The following is a 25235-nucleotide window of genomic DNA, read 5'->3' as shown; positions in this document are numbered from 1 at the left end:
TTTTACAAAAAAATTCAACCAAAATATTAAAACTGTGCTGTTTCTGTAGAATCTTTCATCGCTACAGTTGATGTTAATCCCATAGTAACCGTATTTTGAACTTCATCAAAATAAGTTGTTCCCACAAAATTTTGATGCTTAATTGCTTTGAAACCTTCTTTTTGAAGAGCAAATTCTTTTTCTTGCAATTCAGAATAACCAGCCATACCTTTCTTTTTGTAAGCTAAAGAAAGCTCAAACATAGAAGTATTTAAGGCGTGAAATCCTGCTAATGTAATGAACTGGAATTTGTATCCCAATGCAGCAAGATCTTCTCTGAATGTTTCCATTTCTTTTACCGATAGTTTTGAAGCCCAGTTGAATGATGGCGAACAGTTGTATGCCAACAATTTTCCAGGATATTGTGCGTGAATTGCATTTGCGAATTTTCTAGCTTCTGCAATATTTGGAGTAGAAGTTTCCATCCAAATTAAATCAGCATAAGGTGCATAAGATAAACCACGATCGATACCTTGTTCGATACCATTATTTACATAGAAAAATCCTTCTGGGGAACGTTCTCCTGTGATGAATTTTCTATCTCTTTCATCGACATCACTGGTAATTAAATTGGCAGCTTCGGCATCGGTTCTTGCAATAATCAAGGTAGAAACGCCCATAACATCTGCTGCTAAACGTGCTGCAACTAGTTTATTAATAGCTTCTTGTGTTGGCACCAATACTTTTCCACCCAAATGACCACATTTTTTTGCTGATGATAATTGATCTTCAAAGTGAACACCAGCAGCTCCGGCTTCAATCATACCTTTCATCAATTCGAAAGCGTTTAGATTACCACCAAAACCAGCTTCTGCATCGGCAACTATAGGAACTAAATAGTCTTTTTTGTTTTCAATTTTGTTTACACTTTGTATCTGATCTGCTCTTAATAAAGCATTATTAATACGTTTTACAACTTGAGGAACACTGTTGGCTGGATATAAGGATTGGTCTGGGTACATTTCTCCCGATAAATTGGCATCGGCAGCTACTTGCCAACCGCTTAGATAGATAGCTTCTAATCCTGCTTCAACTTCTTGAATGGCTTGATTACCTGTTAACGCGCCCAATCCAGCAACCCAATCTTGATTGTTCAATTTGTGCCATAGCACTTCCGCACCGTGTTTTGCAATAGAATGTTGAATTTGATAAGACCCTTGAAGTGTAATTACTTTTTCGGCTGTGTATGGCCTTTCAACGCCATCCCATCTTTTGTTTGTTGTCCAATCGGTAACTAATTGCTGAATTTTTTCGTTTGTGTTCATCTTTTTTGTTTATATAGTTGTGTAAATTATTTTAATATTCGTTTTTTATTAATCTAAGTATGGATAAGCTTTCAGCGTTAAAAACTCATCTAATTTTTCATTAAAAACCATTTCTAATAATAGTTTTGAAGCAATTTCAAACTTCCCTTCAGAAAATCTTTTCGCACCAACATATTCTTTGATGGCTTCTAATTCTTGAACAGCATATTCTTCATATAATGCTTTGCTACAAGTACCACCGTTTTCTAAAACTACTTTTTTGTTTAACCAATGCCATAATTGAACTCGAGAAATTTCTGCTGTAGCTGCATCTTCCATTAAGTTGTAAATAGCAGCTGCTCCAGTACCCATAAGCCAAGATTCTACATATAAAATGGCAACATTAATATTTTTTCGAACTCCTTTTTCTGTTACATTTCCAATTGGTAATTCTAAAAGTTGTTCTTCAGTTATGTAGATTTCGTTTCTTTTAATATGCATCTGATTTTTGGTCAACATATTTTCGTTAAAAGCTTTCATTGCTACAGGAATTAGTCCTGGATGCGCTACCCAAGTGCCGTCGTGACCGTTTTTTACTTCACGTTCTTTGTCGGCTTTTACTTTTTCGAAAGCTAAATTATTAGCTTCTTCATCGCCTTTAATCGGAATTTGAGCTGCCATTCCGCCAATAGCAAGTATTTCTCTTTTGTGACAAGTTTGAATTACTCTCAAAGAATAAGCACTCATAAACGGGCTTGTCATAGTGACCTGATCTCTGTCTGGCACAAGAAAACTAGGTTTGTTTTTTAATTTTTTTATGAATGAAAAAATATAATCCCAACGACCACAATTAAGTCCAACAATATGATTTTTTAATTCGTAGATTATTTCGTCCAACTGAAAACTTGCCGTTATGGTTTCAATAAGCACCGTAACTTTGATTGTTCCGACTGGAATTTTTAAATAATTTTGTGAAAATTCAAATACTTCATTCCACCATCTTGCTTCTTCGTAATGCTCTAATTTTGCTAAATAAAAGTAGCACGATGAATCTTGTTTTAGTAAATTATGTATGTTATGAAAAAAGTACAAACCAAAATCTACTAAAGAAGCAGAAAAATTTTCGTTCTCGAATTGTAGATTTTTTTCTTCTAAATGCAAACCTCGTGATCTTACAATCAGAGTAGCAATTTCATTTTTTAATTGGTATGATTTTCCGTTTTGTTCTAACGATATGGTTTTGTTTACCGCATCGATAAGGTTTTTTTGCCCATCCATTAAATTATTCCAAGTTGGAGAACAACTGTCTTCGAAATCGGCCATAAAAGTTTTGGCACCAGAATTTAAAGCATTTATAACCATTTTGCGATCAACTGGTCCAGTAATTTCGACTCTACGATCCAATAAATCAGCTGGAATTGGAGCGGCAACCCAATTGGATTCTCTTATGTTTTTGGTTTCTAATGGGAAAATTGGATATTCTCCATTATCGAAAATTACTTGTTGAATTTCTCTTTTTTCAAGAAGTTCTTTTCGTTTGGCATTAAAATTTTTATGAAGTTCTTCTAAAAAAAGTAAAGCATCAGGCGTTATGATTTTTTCGTAACCATTTTGATGTTTACTATTTACTTCGGTATTTTCAACTAGAGTTTCCATAATAAAGTTTGTTTGTTTTTATCTGAGTACAATAGTATAAAATAAATAAATACAAAACAAGCGAACGTTCGCTAAATTTATAAGATAATTTGTTTTTGTGATTTCGCTATTAAATAAACTATATTTGTTTTGTGTTTCGAAAAATTTACAAATACACCTAGAAATAGCTCGTTTAGCCCTGATTGAGGCGATATCCTCGTAGCGCAGCGAAGAGATAAAGCCGAAAGCAGGAACAAAATTGATAGATAAAGCCCGAACGATTCGCTCAAAAAAAATAAAAAATGATTGAAGAAGAATACATACGATTGATTTTTGGACTAAAATTAAAGCAGTTACGAACCGAAAAAAGTTTGTCTTTATTTGGTTTAGCCAAAGTAACTGGGCTTTCAAAATCGTATTTAAACGAAATTGAAAAAGGGAAAAAATATCCGAAGCGCGATAAAATTGTTTTACTTACTGAGGCACTCGATGTGACTTATGACCAAATGGTTTCGCTTAAATTAGATAAAAATTTAGCTCCAATTGGCGAGATTTTACAATCTAAAATTTTGAAGGAAATTCCGCTGGATATTTTTGGTATTAAAGAAAGTGATTTGATAGATATTATTGCCGAAGCTCCATTGAAAGTAAATGCTTTTATTAGTACACTTTTTGAAATTGCCAAACATTATAATTTGAGTAGAGAACGGTTCTTTTTGGCGTCATTACGTTCGTACCAAGAGGCGCATAATAATTATTTTGAAGCCATAGAAAATGATGTAGAACGGTTTGCAAAGGCATATTCTATAGATTTATCTAAAAAATTGAATGAGAAAGATTTGGAAGACATTCTAGTAGAAGAATATGGTTATACCATTAACAATGAGGAATTAACAGAGCATAAAGAATTGACAAATTTGCGTTCGGTTTTTGTGCCAAAAACCAGAACCTTACTAATTTCTAAAGAAGCAGATTCATCACAAAGAATGTTTATTTATGCTAAAGAAATAGGCTATAATTTTTTGAATATTACCGATAGATTATATACTTTTTCTTGGATAAAATTTGATAGTTTTGATCAGGTTTTAAATAATTTTATTGCTTCTTATTTTGCTGGAGCGTTGCTTATTCCAAGAAAAAAATTAGTTACTGAATTAAAAACATTTTTTGATTCGAAAACATTGAATACCGAAGTTTTCTTGAAGTTAATAGCTGAATTTACCGATTCTCCAGAAACATTTTACCAGCGATTGACTAATATTTTACCTAAATATTTTAACTTAAAAAATCTCTTTTTTTTAAGATTCAATTACAAGCCTGAACGAGATGATTTTCAGCTGACAAAAGAATTGCATATTACCAATATTCAAGAACCGCATGCCAATGAAAATAACGAACATTATTGCAGAAGATGGGTTTCTATAAAAACCTTGAAAGAAATAACGATTTCTGATGAAAATCATTTGTTTGAGGCACAAATTTCGTCCTACGATCATACTGAAAATGAATATTTTGTTTTATCATCTGCAACAAAAGATCCTTTTAGATACGGCTATTTTAGAAGTATTGCGTTAGGAATTTTGATTTCGCCACACGCACAAAGCAAAATTGCTTTTTTGAACGATTCTAATATAAAAAAGAGAAAAGTTGGCGTTACTTGCGAATCCTGCGCTATTATTGACTGTCAGGAACGTGTTGCACAACCCAAAAAATTGGAACGAAAAGAGCGTTTTGCAAAAACGGAGGAAGTCGTAAAGTCATTAATGGAAAAATACAGCTAAGAATTATGATTGTAAAATCGTATTTAAAATTCTTTTGGAACTCCAAAAACGAACACGGAGTGCATTCTCCTTTTGTGTTTGATTTGATTACCAAATGTTTTTATGACAAGAAATATTATCCTGAATATAAAATTTTAAAAGAATATCGAAATTTACTTCTTGAAAATAAAGAAACTATTGAAGTAACTGATTTTGGTGCTGGTTCACGAGTTTTTAAATCAAATACAAGACAGATTTCTAAAATTGCAAAAACAGCAGGAATTTCATCAAAAAGAGCTGAATTATTATTTAGAATTATCAATTATTTTCAGCCTGAAAGTGTTTTAGAAATAGGAACTTCTTTAGGTTTAGCAACGTCTGCATTGTTATTAGGAAATAAAAGTGCAAAGACTACAACACTTGAAGGTTGTCCAAATACAATGAATCAATGTCAATTGCAATTTCAAAAACTGTCATCTCGAGCGGAGTCGAGAGGCAACTTCAATAATGTAGAATTTATAAATACTGAATTTTCTGCATTTTTTAAAAATCTACAACCTACAACCTACAACCTTATTTACTTCGATGGCAATCATTCAAAAAAAGCAACTTTAGATTATTTCGAACTTTTATTACCAACAATTACTAACGATTCTGTTTGGATTTTCGATGATATTCATTGGTCACAAGACATGGAAGAAGCTTGGGAAATCATGAAAAATCATGAAAAAGTAAAAGTTACCATTGATACTTTTCAATGGGGAATGGTGTTTTTTAGAGAAGAACAAGAAAAAGAACATTTTGTGATTCGGGTTTAATTTGTTTCACAGAGAAAAAAGACAAAAAGATACACAAAGAATTTAAAAACTTTGTAAATCTCTGTGAAAACTTTGCGAATCTCTGTGTAATTTTTAAAAATTGATATGTAACATTTTATCCAAAAACGATACTTATATTTACATTTTAATATCAGAGAGCAAATGAGTCAGCCTTTAATCAAAATAACCAATATCAAACGAGATTTTGTTCTCGGTAGTGAAATCATCAATGTGCTAAAAGGCATCGATTTACAAATAAACAAAGGCGAATATGTAGCGCTAATGGGACCGTCAGGTTCTGGAAAATCGACATTAATGAATCTTTTGGGTTGTTTAGACACGCCAACTTCTGGAACTTATATTTTAAACAATAAAGATGTTTCGCAAATGATTGATGATGAATTGGCAGAAATTCGCAACAAAGAAATAGGATTTGTATTTCAAACTTTCAACCTTTTGCCAAGAACAACTGCTTTAGACAATGTGGCGTTACCTATGATTTATGCCGGTTATTCAAAATCTGAAAGAAACGCTCGTGCCACCGAAGTTCTAACACAAGTAAATCTTGATGACAGAATGGACCACCAACCCAATCAACTTTCGGGAGGACAAAGACAAAGAGTAGCCATTGCTAGAGCATTAGTAAACAAACCTTCAATTATTCTTGCCGATGAACCAACAGGAAATTTAGACAGTAAAACATCGGAAGAGATTATGAAACTTTTTGGAGAAATTCATGCCAACGGAAATACCGTAATTCTTGTTACTCACGAAGAAGAAATTGCTTCACATGCTCATAGAATTATTCGTTTAAGAGATGGATTAATTGAAAGCGATAATATAAAATAGTGGATTCTGTTATTCGATAGTCAAATCCACGAATAAACAAATCCACGAATAAACAACAAAATGAAAGTATATACAAAAACTGGAGATTCAGGAACTACAGCACTTTTTGGTGGTACACGTGTTCCCAAAGACCATATTCGAATTGAAAGTTATGGAACCGTAGACGAATTAAATTCACATATCGGATTAATTCGTGACCAAGAAATGAACCAACATTACAAAGATATTCTTATCGAAATTCAAGATAGATTATTTACAGTTGGAGCAATTCTAGCAACGCCACCGGAAAAAGAAGTGATGAAGAATGGAGAATTACGTCTTCAAAAACTCGGAATCATAGAAAGTGATATCGAATTATTAGAGAATGAAATCGATGCTATGGAAGATTCACTTCCGCAAATGACACATTTTGTTCTCCCAGGTGGCCACACAACCGTGTCATATTGTCACATTGCTCGTTGTGTTTGCCGTCGTGCCGAGCGTTTATCTGTACATTTAAGCCATAACGAACCAGTTGCTGACATCGCAATTAAGTATTTGAACCGACTTTCTGACTACCTTTTTGTCTTGGCACGAAAGTTGTCCCACGATTTACACGCTGACGAAGTACAATGGATTCCGCGTAAATAGTTTTTGAAGCTATTTCCTGCTATCCGTTACAATCTATTACTTTTTTAAAGAAAAAAAGTAATAGGATTTCCACTTCTATCAGGGCTAAAAATCACGTTCTTAACTTTATTTAAAAATAAATCAAAAAAAACTTGATTTTTTCAGTAGAAAAATTATTTTTGCATTAAATTAAAATTCAACAAAAATGTATTGGACATTAGAATTAGCATCTTATTTAAGTGATGCACCTTGGCCTGCTACCAAAGACGAATTAATCGACTACGCTATACGAACTGGAGCTCCTCTTGAAGTTGTAGAAAACCTACAATCTATAGAAGACGAAGATGAAACATACGAATCGATGGAAGAAATTTGGCCTGATTATCCAACCGACGAAGATTATCTTTGGAACGAGGATGAATATTAGAAATAAAAGCTATTAAAAAAGTCTCTACACGAGACTTTTTTTTGGTTAATTATACAAAATTATAAACAGAATTATTATGAGTTTCATAAACAATATATTAAAAGTATTTGTAGGCGACAAATCTCAAAAAGACGTCAAAGCCATACAGCCTATTATTGCTAAAATTAGAGCTTTAGAAAGCAGCTTGAGCAATTTGTCACATGACGAATTAAGAGCTAAAACCGCTTATTTTAAAGATATAATCAAGCAAGCTCGTTCTGAGAAAGATGCTAAAATCGAAAGCTTAAAACTAGAAGTTGAAGCGATTCAAGATATTGATGCTCGTGAAGATGTGTATGCACAAATTGATGTTCTTGAAAAAGAAGCTTACGAAATTTCTGAAAAAACACTAAACGAAATTCTTCCTGAAGCATTTGCTGTTATAAAGGAAACTGCAAAACGTTTCAAAGAAAATACACAAATTACAGTTACTGCAACTGCAAAAGACAGAGAACTTTCGGCAACAAAATCATACATAAATATTGTTGGAGATACTGCCGTTTGGGCAAATTCTTGGAGTGCCGCAGGAAAAGAAATTACTTGGGACATGATTCACTATGACGTGCAACTTATAGGTGGCGTTGTATTGCATCAAGGGAAAATTTCAGAAATGCAAACTGGGGAAGGAAAAACTTTAGTAGCAACATTGCCATTATATTTGAACGCATTAACTGGAAACGGAGTGCACTTAGTAACCGTAAATGATTACTTGGCAAAACGTGATAGCGCTTGGAAAGCACCATTATTCGAATTTCATGGTTTGTTAGTAGATTGTATCGATTTGCACCAACCAAACTCTGATGCCCGTCGCAAAGCCTACGATGCCGATATTACTTACGGAACAAATAACGAATTTGGCTTCGATTATCTTCGTGATAACATGGCACATTCGCCAGATGATTTGGTTCAAAGAAAACACAATTTTGCGATTGTCGATGAGGTCGATTCGGTATTAATAGATGATGCTCGTACACCATTAATTATTTCTGGTCAAGTGGTAGATGGTGATCGTCATGAATTTACAGAATTAAAACCAAAAATTGACAATTTAGTAAATATTCAACGTCAATTGGCAAACGGTTTTCTTACTGAAGCCAAACGTTTAATAAAAGAAGGAAACACAAAAGACGGTGGTTTTCAATTATTGAGAGCACACAGAGCTTTGCCAAAAAACAAAGCTTTAATTAAGTTTTTGAGTGAAGAAGGTATCAAAGCCCTTTTACAAAAAACCGAAAACCAATACATGTCCGATAACAACAGAGAAATGCCTAAAGTAGATGAGGCTTTGTATTTTGTTATTGAAGAAAAAAACAATCAAGTAGAACTGACAGATAGCGGTATTGAAATCATGTCTAAAGATACCGAAGCTTCTTTTTTCGTTTTACCAGACATTGGAACTGAAATTGCACGTATCGAAAAACTAAATCTTTCGGTTGAAGAGCAAGGTGAACAAAAAGAAAAATTATTTCAAGATTTTAGTGTAAAAAGTGAGCGTATTCATACCTTAACACAATTATTAAAAGCATACACTTTATTCGAAAAAGATACAGAATATGTATTGATGGACAATAAAGTAATGATTGTCGATGAGCAAACAGGTCGTATTATGGATGGTCGTCGTTATTCTGACGGATTACACCAAGCGATTGAAGCCAAAGAAAATGTAAAAATTGAAGACGCAACTCAAACTTATGCTACCGTAACTTTACAAAATTATTTCAGAATGTACAGCAAATTAGCTGGTATGACTGGAACAGCAGTTACTGAAGCAGGTGAACTTTGGGAAATATACAAACTTGATGTTGTTGAAATCCCTACAAATAGAGGTATGTCACGTATTGACAAAGAAGACTTAATATATCGTTCAGTTCGTGAAAAATTTAATGCCGTTATCGAAGATGTTGTAGGACTTTCTCAATCTGGAAGACCTGTGCTTATTGGAACAACATCGGTAGAAATTTCTGAATTATTAAGCCGAATGCTTAAAATGAGAAATATTCCACACAATGTTTTGAATGCAAAAATGCATAAGCAAGAAGCACAAATTGTTGAAGAAGCAGGAAAACCAGGCGTTGTAACTATTGCAACCAATATGGCTGGTCGTGGAACCGATATTAAATTAACTCCTGAAGTAAAAGCTGCAGGCGGATTAGCAATCATTGGTACAGAACGTCACGATTCTCGTCGTGTCGATCGTCAGTTACGTGGTCGTGCAGGTCGACAAGGTGATCCAGGAAGTTCACAATTTTATGTATCTCTAGAAGACAACTTGATGCGTCTTTTTGGTTCTGATAGAGTTGCCAAAATCATGGACAGAATGGGATTGCAAGAAGGTGAAGTGATTCAACATTCGATGATGACAAAATCTATCGAGCGTGCTCAGAAAAAAGTAGAAGAAAACAATTTTGGAACTCGTAAGCGTCTGTTAGAATATGATGATGTTATGAATTCTCAACGTGAAGTAGTTTACAAACGTCGTCGTCACGCTTTACATGGTGAACGTCTAAAACTAGACATCGCTAATATGATGTATGATACTTGCGAAGTGATTGTCGAAAAAAATAAATTAACAGGTGATTTCAAAAATTTTGAATTCGAATTAATTAAAAATTTATCTATCACATCTCCGGTTACTCAAGCAGAATTTTCTAAACTTACTGACGTAGAATTAACAGGAAAAGCATACAAAGCAGCTTCTGAATATTATGCAGAAAAAAATATTCGCGATGCACATGAAGCCTTTCCAATTATTAGAAATGTTTACGAAAATCCAGGTAATAGCTTTGAACGTATAGTAGTACCATTTACTGACGGTATAAAATCGTTGAATGTAGTTACCGATTTGAAAAAAGCATACGACAGCCAAGGAAAACAATTAGTTGCCGATTTTGAAAAAAATATCACTTTAGCTATTGTTGATGAAGCTTGGAAAAAACATTTACGTAAAATGGACGAGATGAAACAATCTGTTCAACTAGCAGTTCATGAACAAAAAGACCCTTTACTTATTTATAAATTTGAAGCTTTCAAATTGTTTAAAAATATGTTAGATGGTATCAATAAAGAAGTAATTTCATTCTTATTTAAAGGAGATTTGCCACAACAACAAAATAATATTCAAGAAGCGACACAAGTTCGTCAGAAAGAAAATTATATTGAAAGTAAAGACGAAATTCTTAATATAGAAGAACAAGCAGAACGTAATCATGAAGCTGGACAAACACAACAACGTCAAGTTACAGAAACTATCGTTCGTGATCAGCCAAAAATAAACCGTAATGACACGGTTACAATTCAACAAGTTTCTTCAGGAAAAACAGAAGAAATGAAATTCAAAAAAGCCGAAAGCATGTTAGCTTCTGGCGAATGGGTTTTGGTTGATTAATCCATTTTAAATAATTAAAATGAATCCTCAATTGTGAAAACAGTTGGGGATTTTTTATTTATTTTCTAATCCTAAATAAGTTACCTTTACTAAAATTCAATTCAGAAAACTAACTTAAAAATATATTATCATGGCAAAAAGTCAAGACGCTAAGAAAACAGAGAAAAAAGAACCACTAAAAACGGCAAAGGAAAAGAAGGAAGAAAAAAGAGAAAAGAAAAACAATCCTAAAAGAGATTAAAAAATACTAAAATCCTCAATTACTAAAAGTGATTGGGGATTTTTTATTAGAATTAAAAAACAAAAAACTACTTTTGTAAAAAATAATTACAAGAAATGCCAAACAGTCAAACTTACACAGAAATTTTTAATAAATTTAAAGAAAGTATCAATGATGGAACTTTTGCAAAACTAACACTTGCAAAAACGATAGGAAACACCTTATTGATGAATATTTATGTAAGAACTATTATTGAAGATGGTAAACTATTATTGTGTTTGAAATTCAAATTTCAGCAAGAAGAAATTATTGAAAATCATAGTATTGATGAAGCTATTTTTATACTAACTCCCTATATAAACAATCCATTTTTATCGGTTTTATTGTTTACTACCGAAGCAGATGTTACTATGAAACTAAACAAAAAACGTGTGGCAACTATAACAGAAAAAGCTCCAACTTTCAAAAATGCAGATCCAACTTTATTGGAGTTTATAGCACAATCAAAGTAAAAAAAATAAAAACGAATTGCACTAATTTTCACAAATTAATTCGTGAAAATTAGTGCAATTCGTGTTTATTTATCTAACTAAAAACCTCAAAATTCACTCCGTCATAACTTGCAAAAACCATACTTGGATGTGAATCTTGATGGAATATATTTCCTTTATAATCTATAGCAATAGCTCCAGCAAAACCATCGTAAGGTTTAAGTTCTGCAAAAGTTTTTTCGAATGCTTTATCTAAAGAAAAACCATCGGTAACGCGAGTTACAATTTTAGCTGCCGTCGCATTACTTACAATATCCTCTCCTACTCCGGTTAAACTCACACCGCAAAATTCGTTAGCATAATTTCCAGCAACAGTAGCCGAATCTGATATTCTTCCAACCAATTCAAAACCTTTTCCTCCTGTTGAAGTTGCAACAGCAAGTTTCCCATTATTATCTAAAGCAACACAACCTACAGTTCCTGTTCCTAACGATTTTAATTTGGCTTCATATTCTGCTCTTCGTTGAGGAATTTCGGTCGATAATTTTTCAAAACCGTTTTGTCTTGCATAATTTGTAGCGCCACTTCCACCAAGAACTCTATCGTCTTCACTTATTAATACTTGAGCTACTTGAATAGGATTTTTAACGTCTTCAATATTTATTACACCACTCATTTTCTGAGTTTCACCGTCCATAATAGCGGCACTCATTCTTATTTTTCCGTCACTTTGTATTTGAGAACCAATTCCTGCATTAAACAATTCATCATCTTCCAATTGAGAAACTGCATAAACCACTGCTTCAACAGCCGAATGCGTTTTCAAATATTCATAAGATGATTTTACAATTCGCTCTAAAGCGTTTTGCTTTGCTAATTTTGTTTCAGCATTTGTAGAGGATTCCGAGAAAAAACCGCCGTGGATGATTAATTTCATTTGTTATTTTAGATATTAGATTTTAGATTTTAGAATCCAAAAAATCTGAAATCTAATATCTAAAATCTAAAATTATACGTATTGTGAAGAATGAATTGTCATTTTAAAAGTATCCAAATTAAAAGTATCGTATTTACTCATCACATGGGTTACTAAATGTGAAATAGAAATAGGTTGTCCCAACTCAATTTGTGTCAAATTCGTGTCTTTTATCTCACGACCATCAACCAAAATAACAAGTCCAGAGCCAATCGCTTCCATTTGTTTTCCATTAGTAATAAGCAAACCTGTATCTTCTCCTAAACCAATTCCTAACACTTTTGGATTTCCTACAACCGATTGGAAAAGTCTTCCAATTCTGCCACGTTGCACAAAATGTGTATCAATAATAACACCGTCAATTAATCCTAAACCAGAAGTAATTTTCACTTCGCCTTTCAGCAAAGCTTCCGAGCTACTTCCTTGATAAATCATATTATTTGAAGCCGCAGCAGCACCAGCCGAAGTTCCTGCATAAATAAAATCTTCGTTGTGATATTTCTCTAACAACAAATCGTGAAACGGCGTTCCACCAAGAATAGATGTCAGTCGCAGCTGATCTCCACCAGTAAACATAACCACATCAGCAGCTTTTAATCGAGCTACAATTTCAGGATCCATTGCTTCTTCTCGACGTTCAATATCCAGAACATCTACATTATTTGCGCCTAAATAGCTCAAAGCTTTCACATATTCAGGACCTATTTCTTTAGGTATTTTCGAAGCCGTAGTAATAACCTCAATTCTAGATTCTAATTTATGTTTCGATTCGTCAAGAATTCTTTTCAAAATTCCGGTCTCAAAAAAGTTTAAATTTTTTGCTGCATTCTTATCAAGATCCGTTTCAGTAAAACTTCCCTTATCAACCGCACCACCTATAATGATTAATTTTCCTTGTATATTCATTTGGTAAAAATAACCAAAAACTTAAATAATGCAAATCTATTTCCTTTTTTTTGAAGCAAAACTTTACAGTATTTATCAACACATTTATCCTGCTGTTTGTTACAATCTGTTTATTACAAATTTTCTTCAAAAATTCGCAATAAACAGGATTTTCACTTCCATCAGGGCTAAAATTCATAAAACCAATTGCTATCAAAATTTATAAAAAACTGAAAACCAACAAAAAATAACTATTTTTAATATTTCTATCATAAAAAAAGTATCTATAAAACAAATATTTCCTATTTTTAACAAATACATTACAAAAAATAACTGATCAAAAATGAAAATCGATAAAATTCAAGCGCTTCGTGGACCAAACATTTGGAGTGTTCAACGTAAAAAATTAATCCAAATGCGTTTGGATTTAGAGGAAATGGAACAATTTCCTACCAATAAAATAGACGGTTTTCGAGAACGAATAGAAGCCATGTTTCCCACCATGATAGAGCATCGTTGTTCCGAAGGTTGCCGTGGCGGTTTTTTCTCACGCATAGAACGTGGTACTTGGATGGGTCATGTTATCGAACATATTGCCCTCGAAATACAAACACTTGCCGGAATGGAAACAGGTTTTGGGCGTACTCGCGAAACTAAAACTCCAGGAATATATAATGTAGTTTTCAGCTACACCGAAGAAAATGTAGGAATATTTGCTGCCGAAAGTGCGGTTCATATTGCAGAAGCTTTAATTGCTGGAACAGAATATGATTTAGAAGCCGATATTCAACAAATGCGTGTTATTCGTGATAAAGTCCGTCTCGGACCAAGTACAGGAAGTATTGTCGAAGAAGCCGTAAACCGTGATATTCCTTGGATTCGTTTAGGAACAAACTCCTTAGTACAATTGGGTTACGGAGTAAACCAAATGCGTTTTCAAGCTACAATTACTTGCAAAACTAGTAGCATTGCTGTAGATATTGCTTGTAATAAAGAACAAACCAAAAAAATGCTAGATGCTGCTTCTATTCCAGTTGCTGGTGGAGGAATTTGTGTTGATGAAGAGGATTTAAGCAGTGTTATCAAAAAAATTGGTTATCCAATTGTACTCAAACCATTAGACGGAAACCACGGAAAAGGTGCTTCTATAAATGTAACTAATTGGGAAGATGCAAAAGCTGGATTAGAATATGCCAAAAAATATAGCCATCGAATTATTGTCGAAAAATTTATAACTGGTTATGATTTTCGTGTCCTTATTATAGACAACAAATTAGTAGCTGCTGCAAAAAGAGTTCCTGCACATATAGTTGGAAACGGAAAAGATTCTATTGCAAAACTAATCGAAGAAACCAACAAAGATCCTCGTCGCGGTTACGGACACGAAAATGTATTAACCGAAATTTTAATTGACCGTGATACCGAAGATTTATTAGAAAAACTAAAATATACTGTAGATACAATTCCAAGAAAAGATGAAGTTGTTTACTTAAAATCGACTGCAAACCTCAGCACCGGAGGAACATCTGTAGATGTTACCGATATGATGCATCCAGAGAATATTTTCCTTTGTGAACGAATTTCTAGAGTAATTGGTCTTGATATTTGTGGTGTCGATATTATGGCTGAAAACCTAACGCAACCACTAAAAGAAAATGGCGGTTGTATTCTCGAAGTTAACGCTGCACCTGGATTCCGTATGCACTTGGCACCATCAGAAGGATTACCTAGAAACGTAGCTTCTCCAGTGATAGATATGTTATATCCTCCAGGAAAACCAAGTCGTATTCCGATTATCGCAGTTACCGGAACCAACGGAAAAACAACGACAACAAGGCTTTTAGCTCATATCGTAAAAAATAATGGCTATAAAGTTGGATTCACAACTTCGGATGGAATTTACGTGCAAAACCATATGATGGAAAAAGGTGATACAACAGGACCTGTTTCTGCCGAATATATCTTAAAAGATCCAACAGTCGAATTTGCAGTTTTAGAAACAGCTCGTGGCGGAATACTTCGCTCAGGACTTGGTTTTAGCCGTTGTGACATTGCTATTGTAACAAACATTCAAGAAGATCATTTGGGATTAAGTGATATTCATACTTTAGATGATTTAGCTCGTGTAAAAGCTACTGTTGTAAAAAGTGTAAAGAAAGATGGTTGGGCAATTTTAAACGCTGAAGACGAATATTGTGTGAAAATTGGTAACGAATTGAGTTGTAATGTAGCTTATTTCAGTTTGAGTGAAGATAATGACCTTATTAAAAAACTGTGTAAGGAGGGAAAAACTGTTGCGGTATATGAAAATGGGTACATCACTATCAAAAAAGGAGAATGGAAAATTCGTGTCGAAAGAGCTACTCATGTTCCGTTAACTCTTGGTGGAAAAGCCAAATTTATGATTGCGAATGTTCTAGCAGCTACTTTAGCTAGTTATTTATATGGTTTCAAAACCGAAGATATTAGTTTGTCGCTGCAAACATTTATTCCAAGTGTAGCACAAACTCCAGGAAGAATGAATATTTTTGAATTCAAGAAATTTAAAGTTCTAATAGATTTTGCTCATAATCCTGCAGGTTATCGTGGTATTGAAGGTTATCTGGATAACATTGATGCAACCAAAAAAATTGGAATTATTGCTGGTGTTGGTGACCGTCGTGACGAAGACATTAAAGAATGTGGATTAATTGCTGGTAGAATGTTTGATCATATCATCATTCGCCAAGAAAAATATTTGCGTGGTAGAACTGAAGAAGAAATTATCAATTTAATTTTAGAAGGTATTGCCGAAGCCGGCAGAGAAGTAACCCACGAAATTATTCCAAAAGAAATAGAGGCCATAAAACATGCCATAGACAATGCCGAAGACGGAAGTTTCATTACTGCTTTGAGCGATGTAGTAACTAATGCAATTGAGATTGTTCAAGAATATTTAGATAAGGAAAACGAGGGAGGAATCGTTTAATAAAATTTTGACTTAAGTCTAATTAATACATTTAAACCACATAGAGGAACTTTATTTCTATGTGGTTTAATTCTAAATATACTATTTACAATGGTTAAAACAATTAGTTTATTTACATTAAAAACTTAAAAAATGGACTTTGATTTTGATGCTTGGCTTAAAGCTATAACAAATATTTCCGCAAGGTATTTTATTCTTGCTGGAACTAGTTTTCTGATTTTTTACATTTTATTGCCAAAAATATTTCTGAAAATAAAGATTCAGAAACTATTTCCGAAAACTAAAAATTACTACCGAGATATTACCTACTCCGTAATTTCTATGTTTATTTTTTCTACAATTGCCTATATAACTTTTACATTATTAAAACCATACAACAATATTAATTACGGAGAGGTTACTAATTATTATTGGTATGCTTTAAGTTTTGTATGGATGTTTTTTCTACATGATACCTATTTTTATTGGTGTCACAGAGCTATGCATCATTCATTTTTGTATAGAAAAGTACATTTAATACATCATAAATCTACGAATCCATCACCATGGACAGCTTATGCTTTTCACCCGTTGGAAGCTATCATTGAAGCTGGAATTGCACCTTTAATCGCCTTTACGATTCCTGTGCATCGTACAGCTTTTTTTATATTCATGCTGTTTCAAATTATTTATAATGTTTATGGTCATTTAGGTTATGAATTGTACCCAAAAGGTTTCAATAAAACATGGATAGGAAAATGGGTAAATACTGGTACAGCTCACAACCAACATCATAAATTATTCTTTGGAAATTACGGATTGTACACACTTATTTGGGACAGAATTTTAGGAACCGTAAGAGATGATTATGATGCTACTTTTGAAGAAGTTAGAAACAATAATTAATCTAAAAAGATATGAATCCTATAGATTTTCAGGCCATTGATTGGGATAACATTCCCAAAACTGAGCATAAAGGCGAAACCGGAACCTCGTTTTGGCAAACTAAAGAATTTAATGGACTTCGCATTCGAATTGTAGAATATTCTTCCTGTTATTTAGCTGATCATTGGTGTCAAAAAGGACATATTGTTCATTGTTTGGAAGGAGATTTTATAAGCGAACTCGAAAATGGTGAAGAAATAAGTTTACACAAAGGAATGACTTACATAGTTTCTGATAATTTAAGTTCTCATCGCTCTGTTTCTAAAGATGGAGTTAAATTATTAATTATTGATGGTGAATTTTTGAAATGAATTACCATCAGGAAATCTTGTTTTAAAGAAAAAGGTTTTAATCTTCATTTTTATCAATCGAGTTGACTAAATGTTGACTAAAACCTTTGTAACATACTGCAAATAAGCAGTTTTTGTGGGCGATGAGGGGTTCGAACCCCCGACCCCCTCGGTGTAAACGAGGTGCTCTGAACCAGCTGAGCTAATCGCCCTAAATGCGAGTGCAAATATAGTACGTTTTTTTACTTCTGCAAATAAAAATTAAATAAATTTATAAAATTTCTGCAACAACAAAAGTACTACCGCCAATATATATAAAATCATTCTCAGAAGATTCCTGTAATGCTTGCTGATAAGCTTCTGAAACAGAATTACATACTTTACCAAACAAACCATATTCATTAGATTTTTGTTGCAAAATATGTGCGTCTAATCCTCGCATAACATTTGGTTTACAAAAATAATAATTTGCTTTTTTTGGAAATAAAGGCAAAATACTATCTAAATCTTTATCATTTACAACTCCTAAAACAAAAAACAGGTTGTCAAATTTCTCTTTTTGAATCTGATTCAAGACAACTCTCAAACCATGGCTATTGTGCGCTGTATCGCAAATTACTTTCGGATTCGAATGTATTTGTTGCCAGCGACCTAACAAACCCGTATTTTTTACCACATTCAACAATCCTTTTTTGATATTTTCTTCCGAAATAATAAAATGTTGTTTTAGAACTTCAATAGTTTGAACTACTGTTTTCTTATTGTGTATTTGGTAATCGCCTAATAAATCAGACTGGTAATCATCAATAACTAAATCTGAAGCAAAATAAATATTTGTCTTACATTCTCTGGCTTTAGCTAAAAAAACATCTTTTGTTTGGTTAGTATACTCTCCAATAACCACTGGAATATTTGGTTTAATAATTCCCGCTTTTTCAAAAGCAATAGCCTCCATTGTATTTCCTAAAAACTGTGTATGATCGAAACCAATATTGGTAATAACCGAAACCAGTGGCGTAATAATGTTAGTAGAATCTAACCTTCCTCCCATTCCAACTTCAATTACAGCCACATCAATTTTTTCTTTTACAAAATAATCGAAAGCCAAACCTACTGTCATTTCAAAAAAACTCAAGTCATTTTTTTCAAAAAAAGGTTTGTTTATAGCAACAAAATCGACAACAAATTCTTCTGAAATTTCGATTCCATTTATCTTTATTCGCTCTCGAAAATCCTTCAAATGTGGTGAAGTATACAAGCCAACTTTGTAACCAGCTTCTTGCAAAACCGAAGCAATCATTGATGATGACGAGCCTTTACCATTGGTTCCTGCCACATGAATTGTTTTAATTTTCTTCTCAGGATTACTCAAATGATTTGCAAGCAAAATGGTATTGGTTAAATCTTTTTTATAGGCAATGGCACCTTGTTGCTGATACATAGGTAACTGAGCAAATAGCCAATCTAATGTTTGTAGGTAATTCATATATTATATATCAATTCGGAAATTTTCATATAGCATAAAATAATATTCACTTTTTTTAGTTTAATATACTATAGAAATTTATCTTTATGCAAAATTGAGATAATTTTTAATATAAATATAGCACTTTACATTTATGATTGGATTTTTTTTGCAAGCCACAAACGACACAATAGCATCTGCAACTGGTGTCGTAATTGAAAATGTCGTAAAAGAGAACGAAATTTCGGTATTAGAATTTATTCTAAAAGGAGGTTTCTTTCTAATTCCTATATCATTATTATTATTTTATACGATTTACGTTATCGTAGAACGATTTATATATCTTAAAAAACACACTAAATACGATACCCATTTGATGAAAGATATTCGGATTCATCTTAATTCGGGTAATATTGATATGGCGATTGCTACTGCAGAAAAAGACACAACCGCTTCCGGAAATGTCATTAAGGAAGGAATTCACACCATTGGAAGACCTATTGCTGAGATCGAATCGAACATGGAAAAAGTTGCCAATATCGAAATTGGACAAATGGAAAGACGCTTAGGACATTTGGGACTTATTGCTGGTATTGCGCCAACATTAGGTTTTATTGGAACTATTGGTGGAGTAATCAAGATTTTTTATAGCATTTCGATTACTGAAAATATTAGTATTGGAAACATTTCTGGCGGATTATACGAAAAAATGATTAGCTCTGGAGCAGGTCTTTTAGTAGGTATTATCGCTTATTCTGCTTACCATTTATTTAACGGTGTAATCGATAGTTTCTCACTAAACATTCAACGTCACGTATTAGAATTTGTAAACATAATTCAGAGACCAAATGCCACAAATAAAACGAAATAAACGATTTCATGCAGAAATAGCCACTTCGTCACTCAGTGATATTATGTTCTTTTTGCTGTTATTTTTCCTTATCATATCTACATTAGCCAATCCTAATGTGATAAAAATGACGTTGCCAAAAGCCAAAGCAACCGAAAAAACCAACAAACAACTCATTACACTTTCTGTAACCGAAGACAAGAAATTTTATCTCGACAAGCAAGAAGTTTCTTTCGACCAGTTAGAAGCTTCACTACTTGCAAAAATGGGATCTGCCAAAGACCAAGCTGTTGTCGTAAGAATCCCGTTTAACCTACAAGTTCAAGATTTAGTTGATGTGTTGCAAATAGGTGTCAAAAACAATTTGAAGTTTGTGATTGCGACTAGTTCGAGTAAATAATCTTATTTTGGGCGTGACCCTTCTTAAAAACTACGGGTCGGGCTTTACGTTACAATCTTTTTTTTATACCTGACAGGTTTTAAAAACCTGTCAGGTATAAAATTCACTCGAGCCTGAAAGTGCGAACTGACGAAGTAATCCCTCACGCAAAGAAACATTTGGTTATTTAATAGTTGGCAAACAGTTAAAAAAAAAAAAACGAATAATAACCGAATAATAAAATATGGGATTTAGCCAATCAATTGTTGAGAATGCTCTTTTATCTTGTGGAAGACATTGTTGTATTTGTCATAAATTTTGTGGGACAAAAATAGAATTACATCATATTGACCAAAAGAAAAATGGAGGGGAAGATTCTTTCGACAATTGCTTACCATTATGTTTTGATTGCCATGCCGACGTTATGCAATATAATCCAGAACATCCTAAAGGGAAAAAATATAGTTTTTCTGAATTAAAAAAACATAGAGAAAATTGGTATAAAAAAGTAGAATTAAGTGATGGACTAATTACATCTAGTACCAAATATTGTGAATTAGACAGAAAAACATTCGAACGATTGAACGAATTATTATCAAGTAAAGAATTAATGTATTTTATAAAGCATAATATTTTTTGCAATAAGTTCAATGATAACTTAATGACTGAGATTGACTTATTTTTGAAAGAGTGCGAACTTCCAGAGTTTGAATTTATTGATGCTGATTTAGATGGATTAAAATCTGAGTTAGAAATACATTTTGAAAAATTAGAACAATTAATTCTTGAAAACACATTTGGAGCAGGTCCTGGCAAACAATCAATTCCATATGAATGGGAAGAATTACAACCTGAAAGATATAAGAAAGCAATAAATGATTTTAGTGAGCTAACACCATTACTACATGAAACATACACTTCACTTGTAAAACTTTCAAGGCGAAAATTATATTTGGATTAAAAAACCGATTTGCCAACAGCTATTAAAACAGATTTGGGTAATTGGTTAATGTTAAAATGTTTTTGTATATGAGATGATTTGTCAAATCCGAAAATGGGGCTTAATTTAGTCCTTAAGCAAAATAACTTACAACTTCCTCTTCTCATAATAATTCACCATCAAATCAACAAACTTACTATAACTTTCTAGTCCGTCTTTTTGTTGGTTTAGTTTCAAGAAATTATCATAAAAGATCTTAAATCCGGTATCTATAAATGTTTGGTGGCTTTCCCAAAAATCTTGACTTTCTTGGTAGTTTTTAAGCACACCAGGATTGATGGTTTTTAGTAATTTCTCGAATAGTTCAGGATTACGAACTTCCCAGTTAAACAAGCAGTAACGCAACGCATAACTATATCCAGAATATTTAAAATACAAATCTTCTTCTTTTGTAGTAGACAAAAAACTAATAAAATTACATTCACTTTCGCTGGCAAAACCCATTTGGTGGGCCATTTCGTGACAAGCTGTACTCGGAAAATTATACATCGGAATCCTATCATTTACCTGAGCTTCATTGGTAAACGGATTCAAATAACCTCCAAAACCCATATACGTTAAAGGATAACTGAACAACGATTTTTTCTGACTTGGAACTCCATAATTGAAAAACGAATATTGTTTAGACAACTTCTCATAAGCAACAATCGATTTGTCAAAAATCTGATTTTGAGTGTAAATTATAGCTACTTTTTTGGCTGTATCATTCGTGATTTGAAACTGAATTTCGTTTGTTTTTACTATCAATTTTTTAGTAAAATCGAGCAATTGTTCATCTGAATATTCTCTTTTAATATTCATTTTCTCAAAAAGTGGTACTCGATAATAATTGAAAGCCCACAAAATATGAAACACAAAATAAGTCACGGAAATAAACCCTAAAACAGATAAAGTTTTGAGCTTCCAATTCACTTTTCGGTTTTTATAAAACCAAAAAATTGTCCAAAGAATTAAGATCCCGTATAAAACATCACCAAACGAAAACGGAATCCAACCCAAACAAGTTCTAGAAAATTTAGAGATTATAGGATAAATTCCATTACTGTAATTTGTTTCCATAAATTCTGGAAAGAAAGTAAGTAATTTCAAACCAATAATTTGGACAACTAAAAGTAATGGGAGAATGTATTTTCGTTTCACAAAATTAATTTTATGTTGTAAATATAATTACAATATAATGAAACCATAATAGCAAAACATAAATAAAGGCGAATTTTGCATATAGTATTTTTACAAAACTCGCCTGCTATTTTTTATGAAGATCTATAAGCAATAGGATGATTTTGTTTTTTGCTTGGTCCTAAAAAAAGTCTTGCATACATTCGTAAAACTGCAATTTCTATAAACAAAAAACTAATTGTGGTTATGGTAATAAGCAAATACTCTTCTTTGTCGATGTGATTAAACATTAAGTCAACACCTATAAATGTTGGCGAAAATGGCAATCCTACGAAGGCTAAACAGGATATTAAAAACCAAAAACCATATTTTGGATGTTCGTGATTGTATCCATAAAAATCGTTTAAATCTATATTTTTTTCGATAGCCTTTATTTTATACAAACAATAGAACCCTAAAATGGAAGCACCCAAAAGACCACTTACATATAATAGAATTTCTACATATTCGTAAGCATCATTTAAAAATGCAATAGATAACAACATATAAAACTGACTGGCAATAATCATAAACCAAACGGTAATAGCATCACTTCGTTTTGCAAAGGATTTTAAAATTAAAAGCATTGCAATAAATGCAAAAAGCAAATGTAAAATTTCGTCCAACTGTTTTGGAATCATTTCTTCATTTAAAAAACAAAATAATCCAATTAGATAAAAAAGGATTAGCGAAACTAAAACAGCTTTACTACTTAAAAAATTTAATTTTCTACCAATAAATTTAAATGGATACCACATAAACTTAAATTGAAAAGCATCTAAATTCCATTCTTTCAAACTCAATAAATAAATAGAATTAGTAAATTTATTGATACTTCCATATTGTTTAGGAACATAACTAAAAAACTGATCGTGAATCATATACCCCAAAACTGATGGTGAAACCAACAATTGATAGGTTCGCAAAAAAGCATTTCCAGCAAAATGAACTAATGCCAAAATATGCCAGCCCATAGCTACTTCTATAAACATAATTCCTATTTGGGCAATCGAACCATAAGCGATTTGCGTTTTGACTGACGACTGCACTCTCGCGACTAAAGTGGCGATAATTGCCGTTATTAAACCAATTGAAATTACTAAAATTTTTATTGATAAAATCGATTCCCAATAAGGAAAAGTACGCATTAAAATAAAAACACCTATATGTGCGGAAAGTGACCCGTAAAAAATAGCACTAGAGGTTGTTGGACCTTCCATAGCTCTTGGTAGCCAAGAAGAAAATGGAAATTGTGCCGATTTTATTGATGCTGCAATTACAATCATTACCAAGATAAACGAAGCATAATAAGTATGCTCTTGGATATGCAATGCAACTAAATTTAAATCATTTAGTTTCAAAAAAGTAATGTTTTCGTGCCACAAATGATGACTCATCCACATAGCAAGAATTAGGCAAACATCGCCAAGACGATACAACGAAATGGTTTTTAACCCGTTTTTTACTGGCAAATATCTATCTCGATAAAAAATAATTAATAAGAACGATGTAATTCCTAAAAATTCCCAACCTACAAACAATGTTTCAAAATTTCCTGAAAAAATAATAATGGAATAGGCAAAGAAAAATAACAATAACGTATTGAAAAATCTTTTAAATCCGCTATCTCTGTGCAAATAAAATCGACTAAAAATAGCTACCAAAAAAGTAATTAATGTTCCTATAAAAGCAAAAACTGCGGTAATTTTATCAAAAAATAAATCAATAAATATTTCAACATTTCCTTCTTTGTAAAATGTAAAATGCTTAATATCTAGCACATTTGAACCATTAGATATCCAAGTAGTAATAAAAAACAGTAGCCCAAATAATTGTAAACCCATAGTGGTTATGACAACACCTGCAATAGCATTTTCGTTTCTGTTTCTAAAAAACAAACTGATTATAAACCCTAATAATGGTAAGAGTATAAAAAACTGAAGTAACTGTTCCATAATTAGTTATAAAAATAAATAGGTAAATTTTCTTGTGTGGCGTGTGTGATGTGGTTGGTTTCCATTTCTTTGGCATCTTCCAAAAGCGTGTTTACGTCTTTGAAAAAATGAATCTGATTGGTCATCGGTTTATACAATTCAAAATGACCTTCTTTAAAATAAAAAACTTCGTCTGTTTCTGGATTAATAACCGAAAGATGTACCCATTCGTTACTAAACCATTCATACATTTCGGGCACAGATTGAATCACTTTTAAGACTACTTCAGGAAAATGCTCTACAATTAGCATCAATCGTACGGGATCGTGAACTTCGATCATTTGCCAAGGCAAACCTGGTCGCAAATCGCCATCGCTACTATTGGCAACACCAAAAAGTCCCATAACATTGTGTGGCAATTTGGTACCTGCTCCCAATTTATAATTATCAACTCTCGAAAAATAATACTCTAAATTAATGCCACCACAAACTGGCCCGAGTGGTTTCATGATTCCTGTCAAGAATTTACCTTCCAAATCGGTTTTATAATCGTACGAATTCAAGAAAGCTCTTCTATCTAGAAACAAACCCTTGGTTAAATTCCGTTTCCCAACAATACAAAGTGTGTTTGTTCCGTGACCTAATTCAGGTCGTGGTTCAAACAACGAAACCGAACGAGCTTTGATGGCTTTTCTTACTTTTTTAATATTGCTTTTGGTATCAATCGATGCAAAACGGCGAGAACGTTCTTTGGCATTTAAATCCAAAGCGTTTTCAAAAACTTGTGCATTTTGGATATGGTTTTTCGCATTTTCTGTATTCAAAACGGCAACATCATAAAACTCGATTTCGTCTGATGCTGTATCGTGCAAACCACCTACAAATTGGGT

At 32.7% G+C, this 25235-nt stretch carries 21 protein-coding genes and 1 tRNA gene; 13 read left to right on the top strand and 9 right to left on the bottom strand.

Annotated elements, in window-relative coordinates:
• Window positions 1–26: 26 nt before the first annotated feature.
• Both aceA and aceB read right to left on the bottom strand, forming a co-directional pair.
• Window positions 27–1304 carry an isocitrate lyase gene (aceA, locus tag ACHZC3_RS09040; protein WP_394759543.1) on the bottom strand — a complete coding sequence of 426 codons (1278 nt, stop codon included), beginning with the start codon at window positions 1302–1304 and terminating at the stop codon, window positions 27–29.
• Window positions 1305–1352: 48 nt separating this feature from the next.
• Window positions 1353–2939, bottom strand: coding sequence for a malate synthase A (gene aceB / locus ACHZC3_RS09035; protein ID WP_394759542.1), 1587 nt, complete (start codon window positions 2937–2939; stop codon window positions 1353–1355).
• A gap of 284 nt (window positions 2940–3223) precedes the next feature.
• Here aceB and ACHZC3_RS09030 point away from each other — a divergent pair, with 284 nt between their 5' ends.
• From ACHZC3_RS09030 to ACHZC3_RS09000, 7 genes are all read left to right on the top strand, one after another.
• Entirely contained in the window at window positions 3224–4699 is a 1476-nt protein-coding gene (locus ACHZC3_RS09030; RefSeq protein ID WP_394759544.1) for a helix-turn-helix domain-containing protein, read from the top strand.
• A gap of 5 nt (window positions 4700–4704) precedes the next feature.
• The gene (locus ACHZC3_RS09025) at window positions 4705–5496 is read left to right on the top strand and encodes an O-methyltransferase (protein WP_394759541.1); all 792 of its coding nucleotides are present in this window, start codon (window positions 4705–4707) and stop codon (window positions 5494–5496) included.
• Window positions 5497–5658: 162 nt separating this feature from the next.
• Window positions 5659–6345: an ABC transporter ATP-binding protein gene (locus tag ACHZC3_RS09020; protein WP_394759540.1), complete on the top strand. Its 687-nt coding sequence runs from the start codon at window positions 5659–5661 to the stop codon at window positions 6343–6345.
• A gap of 60 nt (window positions 6346–6405) precedes the next feature.
• On the top strand, window positions 6406–6975 hold the full coding sequence (locus ACHZC3_RS09015; protein WP_394759539.1) for a cob(I)yrinic acid a,c-diamide adenosyltransferase: 570 nt from the start codon (window positions 6406–6408) through the stop codon (window positions 6973–6975).
• Window positions 6976–7159: 184 nt separating this feature from the next.
• The gene (locus ACHZC3_RS09010) at window positions 7160–7381 is read left to right on the top strand and encodes a DUF2795 domain-containing protein (RefSeq protein WP_011962743.1); all 222 of its coding nucleotides are present in this window, start codon (window positions 7160–7162) and stop codon (window positions 7379–7381) included.
• 76 nt (window positions 7382–7457) lie between these two features.
• On the top strand, window positions 7458–10805 hold the full coding sequence (gene secA / locus ACHZC3_RS09005; RefSeq protein WP_394759538.1) for a preprotein translocase subunit SecA: 3348 nt from the start codon (window positions 7458–7460) through the stop codon (window positions 10803–10805).
• Between the two features lie 336 nt (window positions 10806–11141).
• A complete protein-coding gene (locus ACHZC3_RS09000; RefSeq protein WP_394759537.1) occupies window positions 11142–11537 on the top strand; it encodes a hypothetical protein in 396 nt (131 codons plus the stop codon).
• Between the two features lie 73 nt (window positions 11538–11610).
• On the opposite strand, the gene ACHZC3_RS08995 is transcribed toward ACHZC3_RS09000, so the two are convergent.
• Together ACHZC3_RS08995 and ACHZC3_RS08990 are read right to left on the bottom strand one after the other, a co-directional pair.
• Complete coding sequence (locus ACHZC3_RS08995) at window positions 11611–12453, bottom strand: isoaspartyl peptidase/L-asparaginase (RefSeq protein WP_394759536.1); 843 nt, start codon at window positions 12451–12453, stop codon at window positions 11611–11613.
• A gap of 72 nt (window positions 12454–12525) precedes the next feature.
• Window positions 12526–13398: a cyanophycinase gene (locus ACHZC3_RS08990; protein WP_394759535.1), complete on the bottom strand. Its 873-nt coding sequence runs from the start codon at window positions 13396–13398 to the stop codon at window positions 12526–12528.
• A gap of 322 nt (window positions 13399–13720) precedes the next feature.
• Here ACHZC3_RS08990 and cphA point away from each other — a divergent pair, with 322 nt between their 5' ends.
• From cphA to ACHZC3_RS08975, 3 genes are all read left to right on the top strand, one after another.
• Window positions 13721–16345, top strand: a complete 2625-nt coding sequence (cphA, locus tag ACHZC3_RS08985) for a cyanophycin synthetase (protein ID WP_394759534.1) — start codon at window positions 13721–13723, stop codon at window positions 16343–16345.
• 132 nt (window positions 16346–16477) lie between these two features.
• Window positions 16478–17230 (top strand): sterol desaturase family protein, encoded by a 753-nt coding sequence (locus ACHZC3_RS08980; RefSeq protein WP_394759533.1) that lies wholly within the window; start codon window positions 16478–16480, stop codon window positions 17228–17230.
• An 11-nt stretch (window positions 17231–17241) separates the two neighbouring features.
• On the top strand, window positions 17242–17580 hold the full coding sequence (locus ACHZC3_RS08975; protein ID WP_394759532.1) for a DHCW motif cupin fold protein: 339 nt from the start codon (window positions 17242–17244) through the stop codon (window positions 17578–17580).
• Between the two features lie 116 nt (window positions 17581–17696).
• Here ACHZC3_RS08975 and ACHZC3_RS08970 read toward each other — a convergent pair.
• Both ACHZC3_RS08970 and ACHZC3_RS08965 read right to left on the bottom strand, forming a co-directional pair.
• Window positions 17697–17771: transfer RNA gene (locus ACHZC3_RS08970), tRNA-Val, on the bottom strand.
• A 59-nt stretch (window positions 17772–17830) separates the two neighbouring features.
• Window positions 17831–19045, bottom strand: coding sequence for a bifunctional folylpolyglutamate synthase/dihydrofolate synthase (locus ACHZC3_RS08965; RefSeq protein ID WP_394759531.1), 1215 nt, complete (start codon window positions 19043–19045; stop codon window positions 17831–17833).
• Between the two features lie 133 nt (window positions 19046–19178).
• On the opposite strand from ACHZC3_RS08965, the gene ACHZC3_RS08960 reads away from it, so the two are divergent.
• The 3 genes from ACHZC3_RS08960 to ACHZC3_RS08950 all read left to right on the top strand — a co-directional run bounded on the left by ACHZC3_RS08960 (window position 19179) and on the right by ACHZC3_RS08950 (window position 21214).
• The gene (locus ACHZC3_RS08960; RefSeq protein ID WP_394759530.1) at window positions 19179–19895 is read left to right on the top strand and encodes a MotA/TolQ/ExbB proton channel family protein; all 717 of its coding nucleotides are present in this window, start codon (window positions 19179–19181) and stop codon (window positions 19893–19895) included.
• The gene (locus ACHZC3_RS08955) at window positions 19873–20274 is read left to right on the top strand and encodes an ExbD/TolR family protein (protein WP_394759529.1); all 402 of its coding nucleotides are present in this window, start codon (window positions 19873–19875) and stop codon (window positions 20272–20274) included. The genes ACHZC3_RS08960 and ACHZC3_RS08955 overlap by 23 nt, the downstream gene beginning before the upstream one ends.
• Before the next feature lie 223 nt (window positions 20275–20497).
• Window positions 20498–21214, top strand: a complete 717-nt coding sequence (locus ACHZC3_RS08950) for an HNH endonuclease (protein WP_394759528.1) — start codon at window positions 20498–20500, stop codon at window positions 21212–21214.
• A gap of 126 nt (window positions 21215–21340) precedes the next feature.
• Here ACHZC3_RS08950 and ACHZC3_RS08945 read toward each other — a convergent pair whose 3' ends face one another.
• The 3 genes from ACHZC3_RS08945 to ACHZC3_RS08935 form a co-directional block, all read right to left on the bottom strand.
• Window positions 21341–22393, bottom strand: coding sequence for a DUF3810 domain-containing protein (locus tag ACHZC3_RS08945; protein ID WP_394759527.1), 1053 nt, complete (start codon window positions 22391–22393; stop codon window positions 21341–21343).
• A 113-nt stretch (window positions 22394–22506) separates the two neighbouring features.
• Entirely contained in the window at window positions 22507–24366 is a 1860-nt protein-coding gene (locus ACHZC3_RS08940) for a proton-conducting transporter membrane subunit (RefSeq protein ID WP_394759526.1), read from the bottom strand.
• Between the two features lie 2 nt (window positions 24367–24368).
• Window positions 24369–25235 (bottom strand): putative inorganic carbon transporter subunit DabA (locus tag ACHZC3_RS08935; protein WP_394759525.1); only part of this gene is annotated, 867 nt, incomplete at its 5' end.

This window comes from Flavobacterium sp. (assembly GCF_043720215.1).
Classification (GTDB): domain Bacteria; phylum Bacteroidota; class Bacteroidia; order Flavobacteriales; family Flavobacteriaceae; genus Flavobacterium.
The sequence above is the reverse complement of the archived record's forward strand: the minus strand, read 5'-3'. Positions and strand labels throughout refer to the sequence as shown.